We start from the raw sequence: 20103 nt of genomic DNA, 5'->3' as shown, positions 1-20103 counted from the left end.
GGACTCCGCACGGGTCCCACGCAGCCGACCGGGTTCCCGGTGCGTACCGGCCTGCCACGCTGACGGCGAGACCATGTGTGCCGGCGCACCAACGTCGTCTATGGTGTGCCCGTGAGTAGTGCCCAGTCCCCCCAGCCGAAGAAGAAGCGCCGGCTGGCTCAGTACCTTCAGAACATCAAGGACTCCTACACGATCTCGCGGCGAAGCTACCCGTGGATCGGGTGGACGATGCTGGCGGTGCTCGCCACGGGCCTCGCACTGGGGGCCGCTGTCTCCTTCGGTTACGGACTGTCCCTGTGGTACTGGCTGATGGTGGGCATCCTCATGGCGCTCATGATCGACATGGTCATTCTGTCGTTCACGGTGCGCCGCGCTTCCTTCTCCCAGATCGAGGGAATGCCAGGAGCGGCGAAGGCCGTTCTGGACCAGATCGGTCGGGGCTGGTTCGTGGAGCCCGAGCCCGTGGCCTTCACCAAGGATCAGGACCTCGTGTGGCGGCTGGTGGGACGCCCCGGTGTCGTTCTCATCGCGGAGGGACCCAGCACCCGCACCCGACGCATGTTGGCCGAAGAGGAGCGCAAGGTCCATCGGCTGCTGTCGACCGTTCCCATCCACACCCTTCAGGTGGGCACTGACGCCGGCCAGGTACGCCTGACGGACCTGTCCAAGACGCTGCGCCAGCTTCCAACCAAGCCCACGTCACTGACTGACAGCGAGATCACTCAGGTCTCCAAGCGCCTGACGTCGATGGCGGGCAAGAACCTGCCGATCCCCAAGCACATCGACCCCAATAGGGTCCGCCCCGACCGCCGTGCCATGCGCGGACGCTGAATCTCCGCCCCAGCTCACCTCCTTCTCCCATGACACAGGGCCCTGCCGACTCGAAGAGTCCGGCGATCAACGGGCGAAACACTCAGGCAACACTGACGCCATTCCTTTGTCACGGTAACGTCAATATAGTGACCGCCGTCAGCCACAGTGCATACGCGTGAAGTATGTGCGCCGTTCCCACCTGGAGGAGATATGTTCAAGGACGCATCCGAGGCACTGACGTTCATCGAGACGGAGAATGTCGCGCTGGTCGATGTGCGGTTCTGCGACCTACCCGGCGTCATGCAGCACTTCACCATTCCTGTGGCCGCCTTCAAGGACGAGGCACTCACTGACGGCCTCATGTTCGACGGCTCATCAATCCGAGGCTTCACCGCGATCCACGAGTCGGACATGAAGCTGGTTCCCGATGTGACCACCGCATTCCTGGACCCGTTCCGCGAGGAGAAGACCCTGGTCGTCAACTTCTCGATCGTCGACCCCTTCACGGACGAGGTCTACTCGCGCGACCCCCGCTCGATCGCCGCCAAGGCCGAGGACTACCTGCGCTCCACCGGAATCGCCGACACCTGCTACATCGGTGCCGAGGCCGAGTTCTATCTCTTCGACTCGGTACGCTACGAGGCCTCACCGGCCGAGTCCTTCTACGCCATCGACTCCTGCGAGGCGGCCTGGAACACCGGCCGCGAGGAGGATGGCGGCAACAAGGGATACAAAACCGCTTTCAAGGGCGGCTACTTCCCCGTCTCCCCCAACGATCAGATGGCCGATATCCGTGATCGCATGGTCCGCACCTGCCTCGCCTCCGGACTGGAGATCGAACGGGCCCATCACGAGGTCGGGACCGCCGGACAGCAGGAGATCAACTACCGTTTCAGCTCTCTGCTCGCCGCGGGCGACGACATGATGAAGTTCAAGTACATCATCAAGAATGAGGCCTGGCGCAACGGCAAGACAGCCACCTTCATGCCTAAGCCGATCTTCGGCGACAACGGCTCGGGCATGCACACCCACCACTCGCTGTGGAAGGACGGCAAGCCACTGTTCTTCGACGAGCGGGGCTACGGCCAGCTCTCGGACCTCGCCCGCTGGTACATCGGTGGGATCCTGGCCCATGCCCCGGCGCTGCTGGCCTTCACCAACCCGTCGGTGAACTCCTTCCACCGCCTGGTCCCCGGCTTCGAGGCACCGGTCAACCTGGTCTACTCGGCCCGCAACCGCTCGGCCTGCATCCGCATCCCGGTCACGGGCTCCTCCCCCAAGGCCAAGCGGGTGGAGTACCGGGTGCCGGATCCCTCCTCCAACCCCTACCTGTGCTTCGCCGCCGTCCTCATGGCCGGAATTGACGGCATCCGCAACCGCATCGAGCCCCGCGAGCCCATCGACAAGGACCTCTACGAGCTGGCTCCCGAGGAGTACTTCGACATCGACAAGCTCCCCGACAGCCTGGACGAGGCGCTGGAGGCCCTGGAGGACGACCACGACTTCCTCACTGAGGGAGACGTCTTCACCCCCGACCTCATCGAGACCTGGATCGAGTACAAGCGCACCAACGAGATCGAGCCGCTGCGGCTGCGCCCCCACCCCTACGAGTTCCAGCTCTACTACGACCTGTGAGCCGGTGACCCAGCTCAGACGGCGGCCCTGAGCCTCCTACGCACGAGGCTCAGGGCCGCCGTCGTGCTGTACGCCACCACCCCAGTTTGCATATCTATACTGCATTGCGGATATTCTTTCTCTGTCTTGATCCACTCCGAAGAGGAGATCCCATGATGAGGATCCGCCATCACGCCTCCCTCGGGCTGGCAGCCACCGCCTGCCTGGTCCTCAGCGGATGCACCAACGCCGCTGACTGGAACGCGAACCGGAGCTCGCAGATCCATTCCTTCGACACCTCGTCGATCCAGGCGCAGCCCGACATCATTGCCAAGCTCCCTCAGGGCGCCCTTGAGGACGGTGTCCTCGACGTGGCCGCCTCCACGGACTACGCGCCGGCCGAGTTCCTCGACCCCTCGGGCAAGGCCGTGGGCTACGACGTCGACCTGACCAACGCGATCGCCGCCGTCCTGGGCGTCAAGGGCCAGGTGCACACCGCCGAGTTCGACTCCATCATCGCCTCGATCGGCTCGAAGTACGACGCCGGCATCTCCTCCTTCACCGTCACCCCCGAACGGACCGCGGAGGTCGACATGACCGCCTACATCAACGTGGGCTCGCGGTTCAACGTCCAGGCCGGCAACCCCAAGGGCGTCGAGACCTCCGACCACCTCAAGCTGTGCGGGCGGACCATCGGCGTCCAGGTGGGAACCGCCCAGGAGACCACCATGCGTGACGCCGCCGACAAGTGCGCGCAGGCGGGCAAGCCGGTGCTGTCCGTGCGTTCCTACTCCAAGCAGTCCGAGGCCACCACCGGCCTGGTGGGCGGCACCATCGACGCCACCTACTCGGACTCCACCGTGGCCGGCTACGCCGTCGAGCTGACCGATGGCCAGATCGTCACCCTCGGTGAGATCGAGGACGCCGCCCCCCAGGGTGTGGTGACCGCCAAGGCCGATCCGCAGTTCACCGCCGCGATCCAGGCCGCCGTCCAGTACCTCATGGACCACGGCATCTGGCAGAAGATCCTGGACAACTGGGGCGTGAAGGACGCCGCCCTGACCACCGCAGAACTCAATCCCGCAGTGAAGGAGTGAGCAGTGACCGCCTCACCCGCCTCTGAGGACGACAAGGTCGTCCTCAACAATCCCAAGCCCGTCCCCCGCCCGGGGACGTGGATCAGTGCCGCGATCGTCACGGTCCTGGGGGCCATGCTCATCCACGGGCTGGTCACCAATGAGAAGTTCCACTGGTCCACGGTCTGGTTCTTCCTGCGTGAGGTCCACGTGGTCAAGGCCGTCGGCTGGACGCTGCTGCTGACGTTCATGGCGATGGCCATCGGCATCGTGCTCGCGGTCACCACGGCGGTCCTGCGCCAGTCCTCCAACCCGGTCCTGCGCTGGGTGGCGCTGGCCTACCTGTGGTTCTTCCGTGGCACCCCGATCTACACCCAGCTGGTCTTCTGGGGTGCGCTGTCCGCGCTCTACCAGAAGCTGAGTCTGGGCGTCCCCTTCGGTCCCGAGCTGCTGACCTTCAAGACGACGACGGTCTTCACCCCCTTCGTCGCGGCGGTCCTGGGGCTGGGCATCAACGAGGGCGCCTACCTCTCCGAGATTGTCCGCTCGGGCCTGAACTCGGTGGACAAGGGCCAGAGCGAGGCCGCCGGTGCCCTGGGCATGAGCAGGGGCCAGATCCTGCGCAGGATCGTCCTTCCCCAGGCGATGAGGGTCATCGTCCCGCCCACCGGTAACGAGACGATCTCCATGCTCAAGACGACCTCCTTGGTGCTGGCGGTCCCCTTCACCCTGGATCTGACCTTCGTCACCAACTCCTACGCGTCGCTGACCTACCAGATCATTCCGCTGCTTCTGGTCGCGGCCATCTGGTACATCATCATCACCTCGATCCTCATGGTGGGACAGCACTACATCGAGCGCTACTACGGCAAGGGCTTCGACTCTGACAAGTCCTCCGGCTCCTCGGGCCGGGGCCTGTCGGCCCGTCAGCAGGCCATCCTCGATGCGCACACCACCAAGGACGATCCCTTCCTGGAGGTCACCCCATGAGCACATCCGCCCAGGCAGCAGCCGCCACGCCCAAGGTCGAGATCAGCGACCTGCACAAGTTCTTCGGTGAGCTGCACGTGCTGCGGGGCATCGACCTCATCGTCCCGCCCGGTTCGGTGACGGTCCTCATCGGCCCGTCGGGATCGGGAAAGTCCACGCTGCTGCGCTGCATCAATGAGCTGGAGTCCATCGACGCCGGCCGGATCAAGGTCGACGGCGAGCTCATCGGGATGCGTGAGGTCGAGCGCAGGGGGCGCATCGAGCTGCACGCCCTGTCGGACAAGGCCCGCGCCGCTCAGCGCGCCAAGATCGGGATGGTCTTCCAGCGTTTCAACCTCTTCCCCCACATGACGGCTCTGCAGAACGTCATGGAGGCACCGGTCCTGGTCAAGAAGACTCCGAAGGCCAAGGCCCGTGAGCGCGGCATCGAGCTGCTGGAGCGGGTGGGGCTGGGGGATCGCCTCGACCACTACCCCTCCCAGCTCTCCGGCGGCCAGCAGCAGCGAGTGGCGATCGCCCGGGCCCTGGCGATGGACCCCGAGCTCATGCTCTTCGACGAGCCGACCTCGGCCCTGGACCCCGAGCTGGTCGGTGAGGTGCTGCAGGTGATGCAGGACCTCGCCGCCTCCGGCATGACGATGGTCGTGGTCACCCACGAGATGGGCTTCGCCCGGGAGGTCGGCGACCAGCTGATCTTCATGGACGGCGGTGTCATCTGCGAGTCCGGTGACCCCGTCAAGGTCCTGGACGATCCGCAGGCCGAACGCACCCGGGCCTTCCTCTCCTCGGTCCTGTAGGGGCGGGCCGGTTCAGGAGGGGGCCTGGTCCCAGGCCCCGTCATCCCAGGAGGTCAGGCTCCATCCACCGCCGGGATCGCCGTCGACGACGGTGATCCCGGTGTTGTGCATGGGGCGGTCAGCGACCCACAGCGGGTCCACGCCACCTCCGGCCGCGGCCCTCAGGGAGGTCCACAGACGCAGTGCGGTGCCGTGGGAGACGAGCAGGGCCGCTGAGTCTCCCGCCCGTGTGGCCTGCTCGCAGATGCGGTCGACGGCCTCGTCGAAGCGCTGAAGCGTGTCGTGCCCATTCTCCGGGGAGCCGGGGATGCGGCAGGCGGGGCGCCCCGCCATCCAAGCCCGGGTGGTGTCCACGTAGCAGGCCACCGAGCGCGCGTCGGTGTTCATCTCCAGGTCGGCGGCCAGAACCTCACGCAGTCCCGAGTCGACGGTGGCGCTCAGGCCGGTGGCGGCCTCGATAGGGGCGATGGTCTGCCTGGCGCGCAGGATCGGGGAGACCCACAGTGACCCCAGCCCCTCGAGCAGTCCGGCCTTATCCAGACGGTCCGGCAATCCGTCGGCCTGCCCCAGTCCCACCTCATCCAGGGGATTTCCGGGGAAGGCGGTGTCGAGTGCCTGCATGACATTGGCCTCGGTGCGACCGTGGCGTACAAGAATGAGCCTCACGGCGGCAAGTCTGCCAGGTTCGTAGCGCGGGGACCCACGACGACGGTGCGATCCTCATCGCCCAAAGACCTGCGTCCGGTGCCGTCTGCACCCGGTCAGCTCCAGGGGTAGGGTCCCTCCGGTCGCCTTCTCGTGGTGCGGGGACGGCTGGCCCGTCTGGAGCCCTTGAAGGCTGCCGCCCCAGTATCTCGGCGGGACCGTGCGCGAGAGCTCCGGGCCGAGCCTGCTGAACGTGGCGGCGGTGACTCCTGGCTGTGCGGCTGAGCCGTTGACACGGTGCTCGACGGCGCTGAAGCGGTGGAGCCGTGGGCGGCGTCGGTGAAGACGATGCGCTCGGCCACTGCGCGCGCGTGGCGGGCGCTGCGGCGGTAGAGGTCCTCGAGCTCTCGCTCCCTGCCCGCACTGAGGCCGATGAGGCGCCCCACCAGACGGATCTCCCGGCTCTGGATGGGGAGGACCTGGGAGCGCGGCCCCGAGGCGCGCCCGGTTCCCAGGACGATCGCCGAGCGCAGGCGGCTGGCCAGGATCCAGGCCGCGACCAGTTCTCCCCCGCCATCCGCGCTCAGTACCCCGGCCTGGACCGCGGCCTGGAGCGCGCCGACGGTCGAGGTGGTCCGCAGCTGGGGTATCCGACCGGCGTGGGCGAGCTGAAGCACCTGGGCGCTCCACTCCACGTCACTGAGCCCACCGGGACCGAGCTTGAGGTGGCGGGCCGGGTCAATGCCCCGTGGCAGGCGCTCGGCCTCCACCCGCGCCTTGATCCTGCGGATCTCCCGCAGGTCCTGGGGCGCCAGCCCCTCCTGCGCCCAGCGCAGCGGGTTGATGAGCTCCTCGAAACGCCGACCCAGGTCTCGGTCTCCGGCGCAGGGACGGGCGCGCAGCAGTGCCTGACGCTCCCACAGGGCGGACCAGCGGCCGTAGTACTCGCGGTAGGCGTCCAGCGAGCGGCTCATGACGCCGTTGCGTCCCTCGGGCCTCAAATCGCAGTCCACCTCAAGGGGGTGCGGGAGCGCCGCGGCCAGCAGTCCCATGACCTGTTTGGCGACGGCCTCGGCCTCCTGGGCGGCATCCTCCTCACCCGCCCCGTCGCGGGCCTGGTGGACGAAGAGGACGTCCGCGTCCGAGGCGTACCCGATCTCGCGGCCTCCCAGGCGTCCCATGGCGATGATGGCATGGCGGGCGCGGGCGGCCTGCCAGCACCCGCTGGCGTCGGGCCCGGCGGAGACGGCCTCCAACCCGTCACGCTGGGCGATGACCAGCCCGGTGGCCACGGTCAGCGCCCCAGCCAGGACCGCGTCGGTGGCGTCGGAGAGGATGGAGGCGGTGCGTGCGGGGTCGATACCGTCCAGGCAGTCCGCTAGTGAGGCCCGTACCTCCTCGCGGGCGCGCACTCTCAGGATCGCCTGAACCGCCTCGAGCGCCTGCTCGGCAAGGGCAGCGTCATCGGGGCCGGTCAGGCTGCGGCGGCGCAGGACGGCGGCGATCTCCTCCGCCAGGGCGCCGGATCGGCGGGGGGCGAGCTCGTCGTCGTCGTCGAGCCAGGCGATGGACTCGGGGAACTCCGCGAGGCGCTCGGTGGCCCAGTGGGCGCTGGAGAGGACCTGGCACAGTCTGCGCGCCGCCACCGGGGAGTCCCGCAGCATGGCCAGGTACCAGTGCGAGCCCCCGATGGCCTCGGACAGCCGCCGGAAGGAGAGCAGACCGAAATCGGGGTCGGCTCCCCCACCGATCCAGCCGATGATGACCGGCAGCAGCTGGCGCTGGATCGCGGCGCGGCGGCTGACCCCCTCGGTGAGGGCCTGGATGTGGCGCAGGGCCCCGTCGGGATCCGCGTAGCCGACTGCGGCAAGACGCTCGCGCGCCGCCTGAGGACTCAGGGCCATCTCATCGGCGCTGAGGGCGGCCGCGAAGGCCAGTAGGGGACGGTAGTAGATCTCCTGGTGGAGGGCCCGTACCCGCCGGCGCAGGTCCTTGAAGTCCTCCCACAGGCTGTCTCCGCGGCCCAGGCAGTCACTGATGCCCCGCTCGACACGGCGCAGGTCCTCCTCCTTCTCAGGAAGGTTGTGGGTGCGGCGCAGCCGGAAGAGCTGGCTGCGATGCTCCAGCAGCCGCAGGGCCTTGTAGCAGCCGCTCAAGGCCGCTGCGTCGGTGCGGCTGACGTATCCGCCTGCGCTGAGAGCGTCGAGAGCCTCCAGGGTGGCACGCACGCGCAGGCTCTCGTCGGAGCGGCCGTGGACGAGCTGGAGGAGCTGGACAGTGAACTCGACGTCCCGCAGTCCCCCGGGGCCCAGCTTGATACGCCGGTCGACTCCTCCGCGCGGCACGGACTCCTTCTCCACCCGGCGCCGCATGGCACGGGCGTCCTCGACGAAGTTCTCCCGCCTGCTGGCCTCCCACACGTAGGGCGCCACGCCCTGCTCGTAGCGGGCCCCGAGCTCGACGTCGCCGGCGCAGGCCCTGGCCTTGAGCAGGGCCTGGAACTCCCAGGAGGCGGCCCATCTGCGGTAGTAGGCCAGGTGGGAGTCAAGCGTGCGCACGAGCGCACCGTCCTTGCCCTCGGGACGCAGCGCCGTGTCCAGCGGCCACAGGGGCGGCTCGGGGGCGGTGGCGGAGACGACGTGGGCGAGCTCGGTGGCCACATGCGTGCCGACCTCCACGAGGCGCTCCTCGCTGATCGGCTCCTGAGCACCGCAGGCCTCGTGGGCGGGGCCGACGACGTAGACGACGTCGACGTCCGAGATGTAGTTGAGCTCTCGGGCCCCGGTCTTTCCCATGGCGATCACGGCGAGGGCCACGTCGTCGGCCCGTGGTCCGACGACGGCGCGGGCGACGAGCAGGGCCGCGTCCAGGGCGGCGTCGGCAAGCTCGGTCATGCGGCGGCACACGGTGGGGACGTGCTCGATCGGGTCGGCGCTGGTGAGGTCATCGGCGACGATCGCCGTGAGTCGGTCCCGGTAGGCGCGTCGCAGCGCCGCGGTCGCCCGGCTGACGGCAGCGTCTCCCGGGTGTGGGGGCCTTTCGTCGCTGTCCGAGGGGTCCGCATTCACGGGGTCGGCCTGCCCCAGCGCGTCGCGGACCGCCCGTTGCAGCGCCTCACCGGCGCCGGGCTCCTGCGGGGCGTCCCACGCCCTGTCAGGCGCGAGCGCGGTGAGGCGCTCAGGATGGGCCACGAGGAAGTCGCCCAGGGCCTGCGAGGCGCCCAGGACCGCGAGCAGGCGGCGCCTGTGCTCACGCGGCCCTGCGGCAGGATCGCTCATGACGCTGCACAGAAGTGCTGCTGGCGTCGTCGTACCCCCAGTCTCGACACCGCCCACCGATGCCCGGTGAGCTGATTCGGCCGCGGTGGCGGCCTCGGCGAGCCGGACGAGGCTGAGCAGAGCCATGTCGGGGTCCGCGGTGAGTGCTAGGGAGTCAATGAGCTCCTCACGCTCAGGCCCCAGCCGTATCTCAGTGGGTCGGCCACCCGGCCGTGTGGAGCGGTCCGCCAAGGCGCGCCCACCGTGGTCACTCACCTCACCGACGTCGTCGGCCTGAGTGCTGTCCGGCAGGAAGGGCAGCAGCGCCGGGTCGCCCAGGAGCTTTCCGGCGCGGGCCGCGTCGTGGAATCCGGCCCGCAGCAGCAGGGTCCTGGGCGAGGAGCTGTGCCGGGAGGGGGACCCGATCGGCGCTCGCTTCTCGCTGCGGTCTCTCACAGCTGTCTCCTGCTCCGCTCAGGCGCGCGGGAAGAACTGGCTGATCTCGAAGTCGGTGACCTGGGCGTCGTAGGCCCGGTACTCGCGGCGCTTGTTGCGCAGGAAGAACTCGAAGGTGTCCTCGCCGAAGGTGTCCGCCACCAGGTCGGAGCGCTCCATGGCGGCGACCGCGCTCTTGAGCGAGGTGGGCAGGGCGTGGATCCCCAGCGCCCTGCGCTCCATCTCTGACAGGGCCCAGACATCGTCCTCGGCCTCGGGGGGGAGCTCGTAGCCCTCCTCGATGCCCTTGAGGCCGGCGGCAAGAATGACCGCGTAGGCCAGGTAGGGGTTGGCCGAGGAGTCGATGCCGCGGAACTCCACCCGCGCGGACTGGGCCTTGCCGGGCTTGTGCATGGGGACGCGCACCAAGGCGGAGCGGTTGTTGTGGCCCCAGCACACGTAGCTGGGGGCCTCGTCCCCTCCCCACAGGCGTTTGTAGGAGTTGACGTGCTGGTTGGTGACGGCCGTGATCTCCGAGGCGTGGTGCAGCAGTCCGGCGATGAAGGAGCGACCGGTGGCGGAGAGCTGGTACTGGCCGGCGGGGTCGAAGAAGGCGTTGCGGTCACCCTCGAAAAGGGAGAAGTGCGTGTGCATGCCCGAGCCGAACTCGTTGGGGAAGGGCTTGGGCATGAAGGTCGCCAGGCAGCCCTCCTTGAGGGCCACCTCCTCCACGACGGCGCGGAAGGTCATGATGTTGTCCGCCATCGACAGGGCGTCGGCGAAGCGCAGGTCGATCTCGTTCTGGCCCGGGCCACCCTCGTGGTGGGAGAACTGCACCGAGATCCCCATCTGCTCGAGCATGAGGATGGCGTGGCGGCGGAAGTCGTGGGCAGTGCCCCCGGGCACGTGGTCGAAGTAGCCGGCGTCGTCAGTGGGGCGGATGCGCCCGTCGGCGTCGCGGTTGACCAGGTAGAACTCGATCTCCGGGTGGATGTAGCAGGTGAAGCCGGCCTCGGCGACCCGGGCGAGCTGACGCTCGAGCACCGAGCGCGGGTCGGTGCGGGCCGGCTCGCCGTCGGGCGTGAGGACGTCGCAGAACATGCGGGCCACGCCGTTGTCCCCGTCCCGCCACGGCAGCATCTGGAACGTGGAGGGGTCGGGGGCCAGCAGCATGTCGGATTCGAAGACGCGCGTGAGCCCCTCGATCGCCGATCCGTCGAAGCCGATCCCCTCCTCGAAGGCGCTCTCGACCTCGGCCGGTGCGATGGCCACGGACTTGAGCTGTCCGGAGACGTCAGTGAACCACAGGCGGATGAAGCTGATGTCGCGTTCCTCGATGGCTCGGAGCACGTACTCCTGCTGCTTGTCCATGGTGCCTCCTCAGCGTGGGGTGCGGCAGCGGGCCGACGGCGTGGCCGGCGTTCTTGCGCCTGAGACGTTCTGCTCGGTCCAGCCTAGTGCGCGGGTGCGTCAGGCAGGTTTCGTGCATCGCCGCCTGTGGGACAAGCCGGCCGCGAACTGGGCGGGCGACTCAGCCCGTCAAGGACGCCCGGTGACCTCCGGTAGCCTCGGATCATGGCTACACCCGAGTCCCCTTACGGACCTTCATCCGCCCCCATCGTCGCAGGCGGCAAGCCCGTGCGCGTTCATCACCTGGCATCCGCCAAGAAGGACGGCACCAAGCTGGTCATGCTCACCGCCTACGACGCCGTGACCGCCCGGATCCTGGATGCGGCGGGAACCGACCTGCTGCTGGTGGGCGACTCCATCGGCAACGTCATGCTGGGGCACGACTCCACACTCCCGGTGGAGCTCGACGAGATGGTGGTGGCCACCCGCTCAGTGGCCCGGGCGACCAAGCGCGCCCTGGTAGTGGCCGACCTTCCCTTCGGCACGTACGAAGCCGGTCCGGAGCAGGCACTGGCCAGCGCGGTGCGTCTCATGAAGGCGGGGGCCAACGCCGTCAAGCTCGAGGGCGGCACCCCCCGGGCAGCCAGCGTGAGGGCACTGGCCCAGGCGGGCATCCCGGTGGTGGGGCACCTGGGGTTCACCCCGCAGAGCGTCAACATGCTCGGCGGCTTCCGGGTTCAGGGCCGTGGCGAGGCCGCTGACGTGCTGATGGCCGACGCGCAGGCGCTGGCAGAGGCGGGGGCGGTCGCCCTGGTCCTGGAGATGGTGCCCGAGCCCCTGGCCGCGCGCGTCACCGAGTCGCTCACGATCCCCACGATCGGTATTGGCGCGGGCGCGCGCTGCGACGGACAGGTCCTGGTGTGGACGGACATGGCCGGGATGACGGACTGGTCTCCGCGCTTCGCCCACCAGTTCGGACAGGTCGGCGAGGCCCTGAGGCAGGCGGCCGCCGACTACGGGGCCGCGGTGCGCGAGGAGTCCTTCCCCGCGGAGAAGCACTGGTTCAGCTCCTGACGGTTCCTGACAGTGATAAGACCCACAGCGTCATGGTGGAGGCCCTGAACCACAGGCTGGAGGGAAGGTCCCGCGAACCGGATGCCTCCTCCTATGCTTACGACCATGACTTCTTCGGCTTCCCCTGCGTCCTCGGCCTCACTGGCCGACCGCGCGCCGCGTGGCACGCTGACTCCCGGGACGCTCAGTCCTGAGCGTCATGTGCCTGCGTCCATCGCACGCCCCGAATACATGTTCCACGACGGCCCCGAGCGCGTCACGGCCTCGGAGATCAAGGACGCCGAGACGATCGAGCGGATCAGGGTCGCGGGGCGGCTGGCCGCCCGCGCCCTGGCCGAGGCCGCCAAGGCGATCGCCCCGGGGGTGAGCACCGACGAGCTCGACCGGATCGCCCACGAGTACCTGTGCGACCACGGCGCCTACCCTTCGTGCCTGGGCTACATGGGTTTCCCCAAGTCGATCTGCACCTCGATCAATGAGGTCATCTGCCACGGCATCCCGGACTCGACCCGATTGAACGAGGGAGACCTCATCAATCTTGACGTCACCGCCTACGTCGGCGGGGTCCACGGCGACACGAACGCCACCTACACCGTCGGCGAGGTCGACCGCGAGACGGAGCTGCTCATCGAACGTACCCGCACCGCGATGGAGCGGGGCATCAAGGCCGTCAAGCCGGGGCGCGAGGTCAACGTCATCGGCCGGGTCATCGAGGCCTACGCCAAGCGCTTCGACTACGGGGTGGTGCGCGACTACACCGGACACGGCGTCGGGGAGGCGTTCCACTCCGGCCTCATCATCCCCCACTACGACGCCGCCCCTCTGCACGACGACGTCATCGAGACGGGCATGGTGTTCACCATCGAGCCGATGCTCACACTCGGTGGCATCGAGTGGGAGCAGTGGGACGACGGCTGGACGGTGGTCACCAAGGACCGTTCCCGTACTGCGCAGTTCGAGCACACGCTCGTGGTGACCGAGGACGGCGCCGAGGTGCTCACCCTGCCTTGAGGCAGTGGGTATCGCTACCCATCCACATCCAGGACGATCGAGCGCCGTCACGTTGCCTCACGATAAGGTGACGACGTAGGGTCCTTGAGTAGCGGACATCTCTATTCTGCCCAGGAAACCCATGCGGGTTTCTCCCTGTTTATTTCCTCCCGGAGGTTCTCATGGCTTTGCGCTTCAATCCACCGCCGAACTGGCCCGCGCCACCCGAGGGCTTCGAACCGCCTGCAGGCTGGCAGCCCGACCCGGCCTGGGGACCGGCTCCAGAGGGCTGGCAGATCTGGGTCGACGACTCCGCCGCCTCCGCTGCTTCGGCCGCAGGCGCGGCTTCCGAGGCCGACCCGGCGTGGGCTCCGACCCAGGCGGTGTCGACCGCCCCGACGGCGTCGTTGAGCACTGCGTCACCGGTTGCCGACCCGACAGGCATGTCGGCCTCCGCCCCCTCCGGGGACTACGCCGGCGCTCCCGCAACTGGGGGCAGCCCTTACGCGGCCAACATGGACTACGCCCAGTCGCCCACGCCCTACCAGCCCCAGGGGGCTGCCGGAGGCATGCAGCCTCCCACTGGCGGGTGGCAGCCCAATGCCGCCGCTCCGGCCGGCGCTGGCAACGGTTCCAAGCCGCTGACCCAGCAGTGGTGGTTCTGGACCGGTATCGCTGCAGTCGTCGTCGTCGCCCTGGTCATCGGAAGCATCTTCATGTTCAAGGGCGATTCCAGCGAGTCGGACGACAAGGCGGACAGCACGTCAACCTCGGAGCCGAAGAGCCAGAAGAAGGCTGACTCTGACTCTGACTCCAAGAAGAAGACCAGCGACTCTGACGAGACTGACAGCTCGGATCAGAAGAAGACCACCAAGAACAGCAAGCCGGGCAGCAACGACCCGGGCTCCAACGAGAAGAACCCCCTCGACCCGAAGGCCGGGCCGATCACGCTGAATGCCGGTAAGTACGACGACGACCCGAACGCCTCGGTTGATGTCACCTTCGGCGATGTCGAGTGGAACGCCAATGAGACCCTCAAGGCCGCTTCAGGCCCGTATGGCTACGATGAGCCCCCTGCCGGACAGGTGTATATCCGCGTCCCCGTTGAGATCACCTACCACGGTGAAGGACAGTTCGACGAGTACAGGCTGCAGGTGGGGTACACCCACGACGGAAACACGGCACAACCGACGTCGTCTGTCGGCGGAAAGTCTCTCTTTTCCCGGCAGAGCATGCCCCGCGACGGCGGCAAGGCGAAGGGTGATTTCGTCTTCCTCGTTGACTCGTCCACAGCTAATGAGAAGAAGGGCGCATTCACAGTGAGCGCTTTCTCTCAGGTGGATAACAAGAATGAGGTTTACGTGGCGGCGAAGTAAACGCGCTACCCGCCTCTGACCATGTGTCGGCTGTGGCCCGCCAGGATCATCCTGGCGGGCCACAGCCGTTTCAACAGGTTCTATGGGGCGGACGAGCCGACCTGTACGCCGGGTTCTGTTGCCGCCCGCCGTTACCGGCCTGGGCGGTGGCGACCATTCATCTTGGACCACTGTTGCCAGCGGCCTCATGCGACCTACCCGCTGACTCGGGCGAGCAGCCTTCAAACGCCAGCTGTGCGGTCTTGCTCCGGGCGGGGTTTACCGAGCCGCGACGGTCACCCGCCGCGCTGGTGGGCTCTTACCCCACCCTTTCACCCTTACCCACCGGTTTCCGATGGGCGGTCTGCTCTCTGTGGCACTGTCCCGCGGGTCACCCCGGGTGGCCGTTAGCCACCGCCCTGCTCTGTGGAGCCCGGACGTTCCTCAGCCCGCCACCGTTATGAAGGCGGTGGCGGTACCGCGGCCGCCCGGTCGGCTCGTCCGCACGGGTCAGTGTAGCGCCGTGGGGCATCAGCACGGAGCCTCGCTCGCCGTCGGCCCCTGACCTGCTGGGAGCCGCTTATCATGTGCGGGTGCTGATCCTGCTGCCTCCCTCAGAGGGAAAGACCGCTCCTGCCAGTGGACCGTCACTGGAACTCGACTCGCTACTGGACGCGGACAGGCTCACTGCTGCGCGCCGCGAGGTGATGTCCGCGCTGGCTGAGGTGAGCCGGAGTGCCGAGGGAGCCTCCGTCCTGGGACTGGGGCCACGCAGCGCCGCGCAGGTATCAACGAACCTGACGCTGGAGACCTCGCCCTGTGTCCCCGCCCATCAGCTGTTCACCGGGGTCCTGTACGAGGCCGCCCGGCTCGACTCGATCGCCGAGGAGGCGGCCGGCCGGGCTGCTCTGGAGCGCCACTGCGTCGTTCTCTCGGGACTGTGGGGCATCCTGTCCCCCACTGACCTGGTGCCCGACCACCGCCTGTCGATGGGCACATCCCTGCCTGGACCGGGGCGCCTGCCGGCGTTCTGGAAGCAGCACCTGGCGCCGTCGCTCACTGAGATGGCTGCACAGGGACTGGTGGTTGACTGTCGGTCGGCGGACTATGCGGCCGCGTGGAAGCCGTCCGCGCGCGACGGCATTGAGGTCGTCAGCGTACGCGTGGTGCGCACCGCGGACGACGGTTCGCGCAAGGTGGTCTCCCACATGGCCAAGCACGCTCGCGGGCTGCTCACCGGGGAGCTCCTCAGGGCAGTCGCCGACGGGTCCGTGCCTGAGCACGTCCACGTGGACGACATCGCAGCCATCGCCGGGCGTCTGGAGGGCATCGACGACGTCGAGGTCGGCGAGCCGGACCAGCTGGGGCGTCGGGCTCTCACCCTGGTGACCCGCTGAAGCCGGTCGCGGCCGGCTTCAGGTGGGCCGCGCCGTCAGATGTCCATCCGTACGACGATGACGTCGTTCTCCTCGGCGTGGATGACTTCCTCGGCCGGGGCGGCCACGATGCGGGCCAGCTCCTGGGGGCTGATCTCGACGGCACCGCCGTCAACGGTGCGTCCTCTCAGGGCGACTGCGCCGAGCCCACCCGTGGAACTGCGCACGGCCTCGTAGTCCGCCAGGAGGGGCGCCTCGATGGTTCCGGCCAGGTCTGCCCGCTGGTTCTCCAGGGACTCGATCTCGTCATCGAGTCGGGCGAACTCGGCGTCGCGCTTGGCGGTGAGCTCCCGGCCGGCCGCCCGGATCTCGGACTCCTCCTGGCTGAGGCGCTCCGCCTCCTGCCGGGCGGAGTCGAGGGCCTCCATGGCCACGATCTGCGCCTCCTCCAAGGCTGACTGGCGTTGGCCGAGCTGGTCGATCTCCCCCTGGATGGCGGAGAGGTCGCGGGCCGCACTGCTGCCGGAGTGGAGGCGCTCGCGCAGCACCTCGGCGCGGCGCGCCACCTGCCCGACCTCGTCCTCACTGCGGGTGGCCTGCTTCTTGGCCTCGTCGAGGGCGGCCTCGGCCCGGATGGCTGCGCGCTTGTTGGCTTTGAGGCGCTCGATGACGGCCTCGATGCGGGTGAGGACCGGAAGGTGCTTGCGCTCGTGACGCAGCCGTGCCAGGTGGGAGTCGAGGTCCTGGAGGTCGATGAGAAGGCGCTGCTGGGCGATGGGGGCGCTGGTCACGGCGTGTGCTCCTTCAGGTGCGTACAAGTTGTTGCTGCGAATCCTCTCATGCCCGGTCTGTTCCGGTCGGCAGGCGCAGCGCCCAGGGGTCCGTGACAATGCGGGAGACCTGGACGGCCAGGGAGGCTCCACGGGAGTGAGCGTCCTCTGTGAGCCTGCGCCCCAGGGGCTCCAGGCCGACCCACTCGGTAGCCCAGTGGGTTCCGCACAGGAGATAGGGGCGGCCATCCTCGAGGTGCTCGGAGGCCGGGTGGTGGCGCAGGTCGGCGGTGAGGAACACGTCGGCTCCGGCCTGCCGGGCCCGTTGCAGGAGAGAGTCGCCCGCCCCACCTGAGACGGCGATGCGTTCGACGACGGCATCCAGGTCCCCGCCCACGAGGAGGCCGGGGGCGGAGTCGGGCAGGGCTGAGGCGACGCCCTCGGCGAACCGGCGCAGGGTGACGGGTTGCGGGAGCGTGCCGATCCGTCCGATGCCCTGATCCGGGGAGGTGGGGTCGGGCTCGAGGGGGACGGTGGAGACGAGACCGACGCGCTCGGCCAGGGCGTCGGCCACTCCCCCGTGGGCGGCGTCGAGGCTGGTGTGGGCGTTGAGGAGCGCGATGCCTGCGCGGATGAGGCGGTGGACGCTGCGGCCCTTGGGGTCGGTGGCCGCGACGTGGTCGGTACCGCGCAGGTAGAGGGGGTGGTGGGTGATGACCATGTCGACTCCGGCATCAATGGCCTCGTCGACGACGGCAGTCACCGGGTCGACGGCCAGCAGGATGCTGCGCACGGGCTCGGCGGGGTCGCCACAGATGAGCCCGTTGGAGTCCCAGGAGGCGGCCAGGCCGGGAGGAGCGGCGGCCTCCACGAGGGCGACGACGTCACCGACGGTCAGGTGGCCTTCCGACGTGCTGCGTGCTGGCCCGGGTCCGACCTCAGGGGATGCGGGTGCAGGAGTGTGACTCATGCGACCAGGCTAGCGGCATGGCGAGCAGTTCCTGAGATGTCAGGGGCAACGGAGCGTGGCGCCTGCGCGCGGGCGTACCTGACGGAACACAGTGAGGAAAACGACCGACGCGGCCGCCGTCTGGGGTAACCTACTTCCGCGCTGCCGGCCCCCTCCGGTGCCGGCAGCGTCGGCCTCCTCGACGCCGTCGATGTCGTGGCCGCGCCCCCATAGCTCAGCGGTTAGAGCAGCGAGCTTATACCTCGTATCGTGCCTGATAAGCACAAGGTCCTGGGTTCGAATCCCAGTGGGGGTACTGACGCCCCTTATTACTCACATACTGGGGTGCGTCCTGCCTCCGTGGTGGAATCGGTAGACACCGCGACCTTAAAAGTCGCTGCCTACGGGCGTGCGGGTTCGAGTCCCGCCGGAGGCACCACAGCATCGCTATACAAACCCTCACCTCCGATTCTCGACACATCGGCGTCCCATCAACACACCTTTGCCCTCCCGCTACCGGAAGGGGGACACTGGTCCTGTATCTGCCCCCGCGTCAAGGAGTCGTCATGAAGATCGCCGCCCGGGCCACAGCCGCTCAGCCCTTCTATGCGATGAGCATCGGCGAACGCGCCGGAATCCTCCAGGCGGAGGGCCACTCGATCGCCAAGCTCAGCCTGGGTGAGCCTGATTTCGGCGCCCCTCCCGCGGTCCGCGAGGAGATGTGCCGCATCATGGACGGCCGGCCACTTCCCTACTCCCCCGCCCTGGGCCTGCTCGCCCTGCGTGAGGCCATTGCGGGTTTCTACCGGGACAGGCACGGCGTCGAGGTCGATCCCGCCCGGATCGTCGTCACCACTGGTGCGTCGTCGGCGCTTTTGCTGGTGGCCGCCGCCACCACGCAGGCCGGCGACGACGTCGTCATCGCCGACCCGTCCTACCCCTGCAACCGGCAGCTGGTGGAGACCTACGGCGGCCGGATCGTTCTGGCACCCACCAGTTCTGCCAGCCGATACCAGATGGACCGGGCCGCAGCCGAGGCGGCATGGACTCCTCAGACGAGCGCGGTGATGCTGGCGACCCCGTCCAACCCCACAGGCACATCCATCCCCTTCGAGGAGCTGGCATCGATCTGCGAGCTGGCGCGCGAACGCAGCGCCTGGCGGATCGTCGACGAGATCTACCTGGGCCTGGCTGATCCAGGCGAGGACGGTAGGCCTGCGCGCACCGTCCTGGAAACCGACCCTGATGCGATCGTCATCAACTCCTTCTCCAAGTACTTCGGGATGACGGGATGGCGCCTGGGCTGGGCGATTCTTCCCGAGGAACTCGTGGCCCCCGCCGAGAACCTGGCGGTCAACTACTTCCTGTGCGCCTCAACGCCCGTTCAGCAGGCCGCGCTGGCGGCCTTCTCCCCCGAATCCATCTCCGTGTGCGAGCAACGCAGACAAGAGCTCCTCGCCCGCAGGAGCATCGTGCTCGACGGGCTGCAACGCATCGGCCTTCCGGTCCCGGTCCTGCCCGACGGCGCCTTCTACGTCTACTTCGACGTCTCCTCCACGGGTCTTGACGCCCAGACCTTCTGTCACCGCGCCCTGGAGGAGGCGCATGTGGCGCTCACTCCGGGACAGGACTTCTCCACGACCACGGCCCGCACCCACGTTCGACTGTCCTACGCGGCCTCCCGCGACGAGCTGCACGAAGGAATGAAGCGTCTCGAGGCTTTCATCAACAGTCTGTAAATAAACTGGCATTCAACTCAATAATCCGATGTCGAGCCGTGCACATCAATGTGGCACCACCTGTTCACATGTTGCACAATTCTCGTCATGTCCATGCAGACCCTGCTCCTCTCCGCCGCGCTGGTGTTTTTTGGAGTGATCGCCACCGTCGAGATTTCCAAATCAATCCATCAAAAAATACGCTTGCGCCGCGATAAGGCAGCCTCGGCCCCGCACCGAGGTGAGGAGTCCACATGGAATGAGCTCACCGAGCATCATCGACCCGTCAGACACTCCGAGCCCGAGGAGTTCACCGCTGGCCCGCATGAGCGACTCCTGGCGATCTGCGCGCCGTACTCCCTGTGCCGCCGGGACCCGTGGGACCGGCTCGCCTGCTCCGATCTTGACGGCACGCGCACCATGCTCTCCCTCGACTGGGGAGTGTGCTCGCGCGCCGACCTTCTCTACCAGGTCCACTGGCTCATCACCTCCGGGCACCGCACCAGTTTCGATGCCGAGCGCGCCCGCTGGGTCGACACCTCCCTGGCGGAGGCCGAACGCCACGAACTACGAGAGACTGCCGAGTCATCCTCAGACGCAGCAGAGACACTGTGGCGCCTCGAGCGCATGCTCAACAATGATCGCGACATCCGCAACGTGGACTTCTCCGCCTGGGACCTGGTGCGTGCCGGCATGCTGACGCGCTGTGGATTCGCGCTGGGGTGGCTGACCGAGGACGAGACCTGGGACACGCTCGCGATCCTGGATCAGGGGCTGCGAGAGCGTTATCGGAGCTGGACGCAGGTGTCGGAGTCGTTCCGGCTGGCACGCTGGTACTGGAACTCCACGAGCGGCAAGGACGAGCACTTCAACGACCTGCACGACCTCAACCGC

The 20103-nt window shown here is 68.0% G+C and carries 16 protein-coding genes, 2 tRNA genes and 1 other RNA gene; 13 read left to right on the top strand and 6 right to left on the bottom strand.

Features of this window, described 5'->3' with window-relative positions; all coding sequences use genetic code 11:
• The first annotated feature begins 75 nt into the window (after positions 1-75).
• The 5 genes from AB7V09_RS02085 to AB7V09_RS02065 all read left to right on the top strand — a co-directional run bounded on the left by AB7V09_RS02085 (position 76) and on the right by AB7V09_RS02065 (position 5290).
• On the top strand, positions 76-831 hold the full coding sequence (locus tag AB7V09_RS02085; protein WP_009747267.1) for a DUF4191 domain-containing protein: 756 nt from the start codon (positions 76-78) through the stop codon (positions 829-831).
• A gap of 192 nt (positions 832-1023) precedes the next feature.
• The gene (gene glnA / locus AB7V09_RS02080; RefSeq protein WP_075254645.1) at positions 1024-2448 is read left to right on the top strand and encodes a type I glutamate--ammonia ligase; all 1425 of its coding nucleotides are present in this window, start codon (positions 1024-1026) and stop codon (positions 2446-2448) included.
• Between the two features lie 155 nt (positions 2449-2603).
• Positions 2604-3524: an ABC transporter substrate-binding protein gene (locus AB7V09_RS02075; RefSeq protein WP_419142791.1), complete on the top strand. Its 921-nt coding sequence runs from the start codon at positions 2604-2606 to the stop codon at positions 3522-3524.
• A gap of 3 nt (positions 3525-3527) precedes the next feature.
• Positions 3528-4493 carry an amino acid ABC transporter permease gene (locus AB7V09_RS02070; RefSeq protein ID WP_419142790.1) on the top strand — a complete coding sequence of 322 codons (966 nt, stop codon included), beginning with the start codon at positions 3528-3530 and terminating at the stop codon, positions 4491-4493.
• Positions 4490-5290 carry an amino acid ABC transporter ATP-binding protein gene (locus AB7V09_RS02065; RefSeq protein ID WP_141406899.1) on the top strand — a complete coding sequence of 267 codons (801 nt, stop codon included), beginning with the start codon at positions 4490-4492 and terminating at the stop codon, positions 5288-5290. The genes AB7V09_RS02070 and AB7V09_RS02065 overlap by 4 nt, the downstream gene beginning before the upstream one ends.
• A gap of 12 nt (positions 5291-5302) precedes the next feature.
• Here the strand turns inward: AB7V09_RS02065 and AB7V09_RS02060 are convergent, their stop codons facing one another.
• From AB7V09_RS02060 to AB7V09_RS02050, 3 genes are all read right to left on the bottom strand, one after another.
• On the bottom strand, positions 5303-5956 hold the full coding sequence (locus AB7V09_RS02060) for a histidine phosphatase family protein (RefSeq protein ID WP_009406468.1): 654 nt from the start codon (positions 5954-5956) through the stop codon (positions 5303-5305).
• A 95-nt stretch (positions 5957-6051) separates the two neighbouring features.
• Positions 6052-9648, bottom strand: coding sequence for a bifunctional [glutamine synthetase] adenylyltransferase/[glutamine synthetase]-adenylyl-L-tyrosine phosphorylase (locus AB7V09_RS02055; protein ID WP_419142789.1), 3597 nt, complete (start codon positions 9646-9648; stop codon positions 6052-6054).
• Between the two features lie 18 nt (positions 9649-9666).
• Complete coding sequence (locus tag AB7V09_RS02050; RefSeq protein WP_004564746.1) at positions 9667-10998, bottom strand: glutamine synthetase family protein; 1332 nt, start codon at positions 10996-10998, stop codon at positions 9667-9669.
• 204 nt (positions 10999-11202) lie between these two features.
• Between AB7V09_RS02050 and panB the strand changes: the two genes are divergently transcribed.
• The 3 genes from panB (at position 11203) to AB7V09_RS02035 (ending at position 14417) form a co-directional block, all read left to right on the top strand.
• The gene (gene panB, locus AB7V09_RS02045) at positions 11203-12051 is read left to right on the top strand and encodes a 3-methyl-2-oxobutanoate hydroxymethyltransferase (protein ID WP_075379030.1); all 849 of its coding nucleotides are present in this window, start codon (positions 11203-11205) and stop codon (positions 12049-12051) included.
• Between the two features lie 105 nt (positions 12052-12156).
• Positions 12157-13062 carry a type I methionyl aminopeptidase gene (map, locus tag AB7V09_RS02040; protein ID WP_419142788.1) on the top strand — a complete coding sequence of 302 codons (906 nt, stop codon included), beginning with the start codon at positions 12157-12159 and terminating at the stop codon, positions 13060-13062.
• 494 nt (positions 13063-13556) lie between these two features.
• Positions 13557-14417, top strand: coding sequence for a hypothetical protein (locus AB7V09_RS02035; protein ID WP_419142787.1), 861 nt, complete (start codon positions 13557-13559; stop codon positions 14415-14417).
• A gap of 88 nt (positions 14418-14505) precedes the next feature.
• On the opposite strand, the gene rnpB is transcribed toward AB7V09_RS02035, so the two are convergent.
• An RNA gene (gene rnpB / locus AB7V09_RS02030) (RNase P RNA component class A) lies at positions 14506-14896 on the bottom strand.
• Between the two features lie 87 nt (positions 14897-14983).
• Between rnpB and AB7V09_RS02025 the strand changes: the two genes are divergently transcribed.
• Positions 14984-15793: a YaaA family protein gene (locus tag AB7V09_RS02025; RefSeq protein WP_419142786.1), complete on the top strand. Its 810-nt coding sequence runs from the start codon at positions 14984-14986 to the stop codon at positions 15791-15793.
• A gap of 35 nt (positions 15794-15828) precedes the next feature.
• Here the strand turns inward: AB7V09_RS02025 and AB7V09_RS02020 are convergent, their stop codons facing one another.
• Positions 15829-16563, bottom strand: a complete 735-nt coding sequence (locus tag AB7V09_RS02020; RefSeq protein ID WP_419142785.1) for a zinc ribbon domain-containing protein — start codon at positions 16561-16563, stop codon at positions 15829-15831.
• Between the two features lie 46 nt (positions 16564-16609).
• Positions 16610-17512, bottom strand: a complete 903-nt coding sequence (locus tag AB7V09_RS02015) for a Nif3-like dinuclear metal center hexameric protein (RefSeq protein ID WP_419142784.1) — start codon at positions 17510-17512, stop codon at positions 16610-16612.
• Between the two features lie 203 nt (positions 17513-17715).
• On the opposite strand from AB7V09_RS02015, the gene AB7V09_RS02010 reads away from it, so the two are divergent.
• The 4 genes from AB7V09_RS02010 to AB7V09_RS01995 all read left to right on the top strand — a co-directional run.
• A tRNA-Ile gene (locus tag AB7V09_RS02010) sits at positions 17716-17807 on the top strand.
• A gap of 38 nt (positions 17808-17845) precedes the next feature.
• Positions 17846-17930, top strand: a tRNA-Leu gene (locus AB7V09_RS02005).
• A 127-nt stretch (positions 17931-18057) separates the two neighbouring features.
• On the top strand, positions 18058-19230 hold the full coding sequence (locus AB7V09_RS02000) for an aminotransferase class I/II-fold pyridoxal phosphate-dependent enzyme (RefSeq protein WP_009405745.1): 1173 nt from the start codon (positions 18058-18060) through the stop codon (positions 19228-19230).
• Between the two features lie 87 nt (positions 19231-19317).
• A partial coding sequence (locus AB7V09_RS01995) for a DUF1266 domain-containing protein (RefSeq protein ID WP_419142783.1) occupies positions 19318-20103 on the top strand: 786 nt, incomplete at its 3' end.

This window comes from Actinomyces sp. SKVG-SVH-4(1) (genome assembly GCF_048514265.1).
Classification (GTDB): Bacteria; Actinomycetota; Actinomycetes; order Actinomycetales; family Actinomycetaceae; genus Actinomyces; species Actinomyces oris.
Note: the sequence above shows the minus strand (reverse complement) of the source record. Positions and strands in the feature narration are given on the sequence as shown.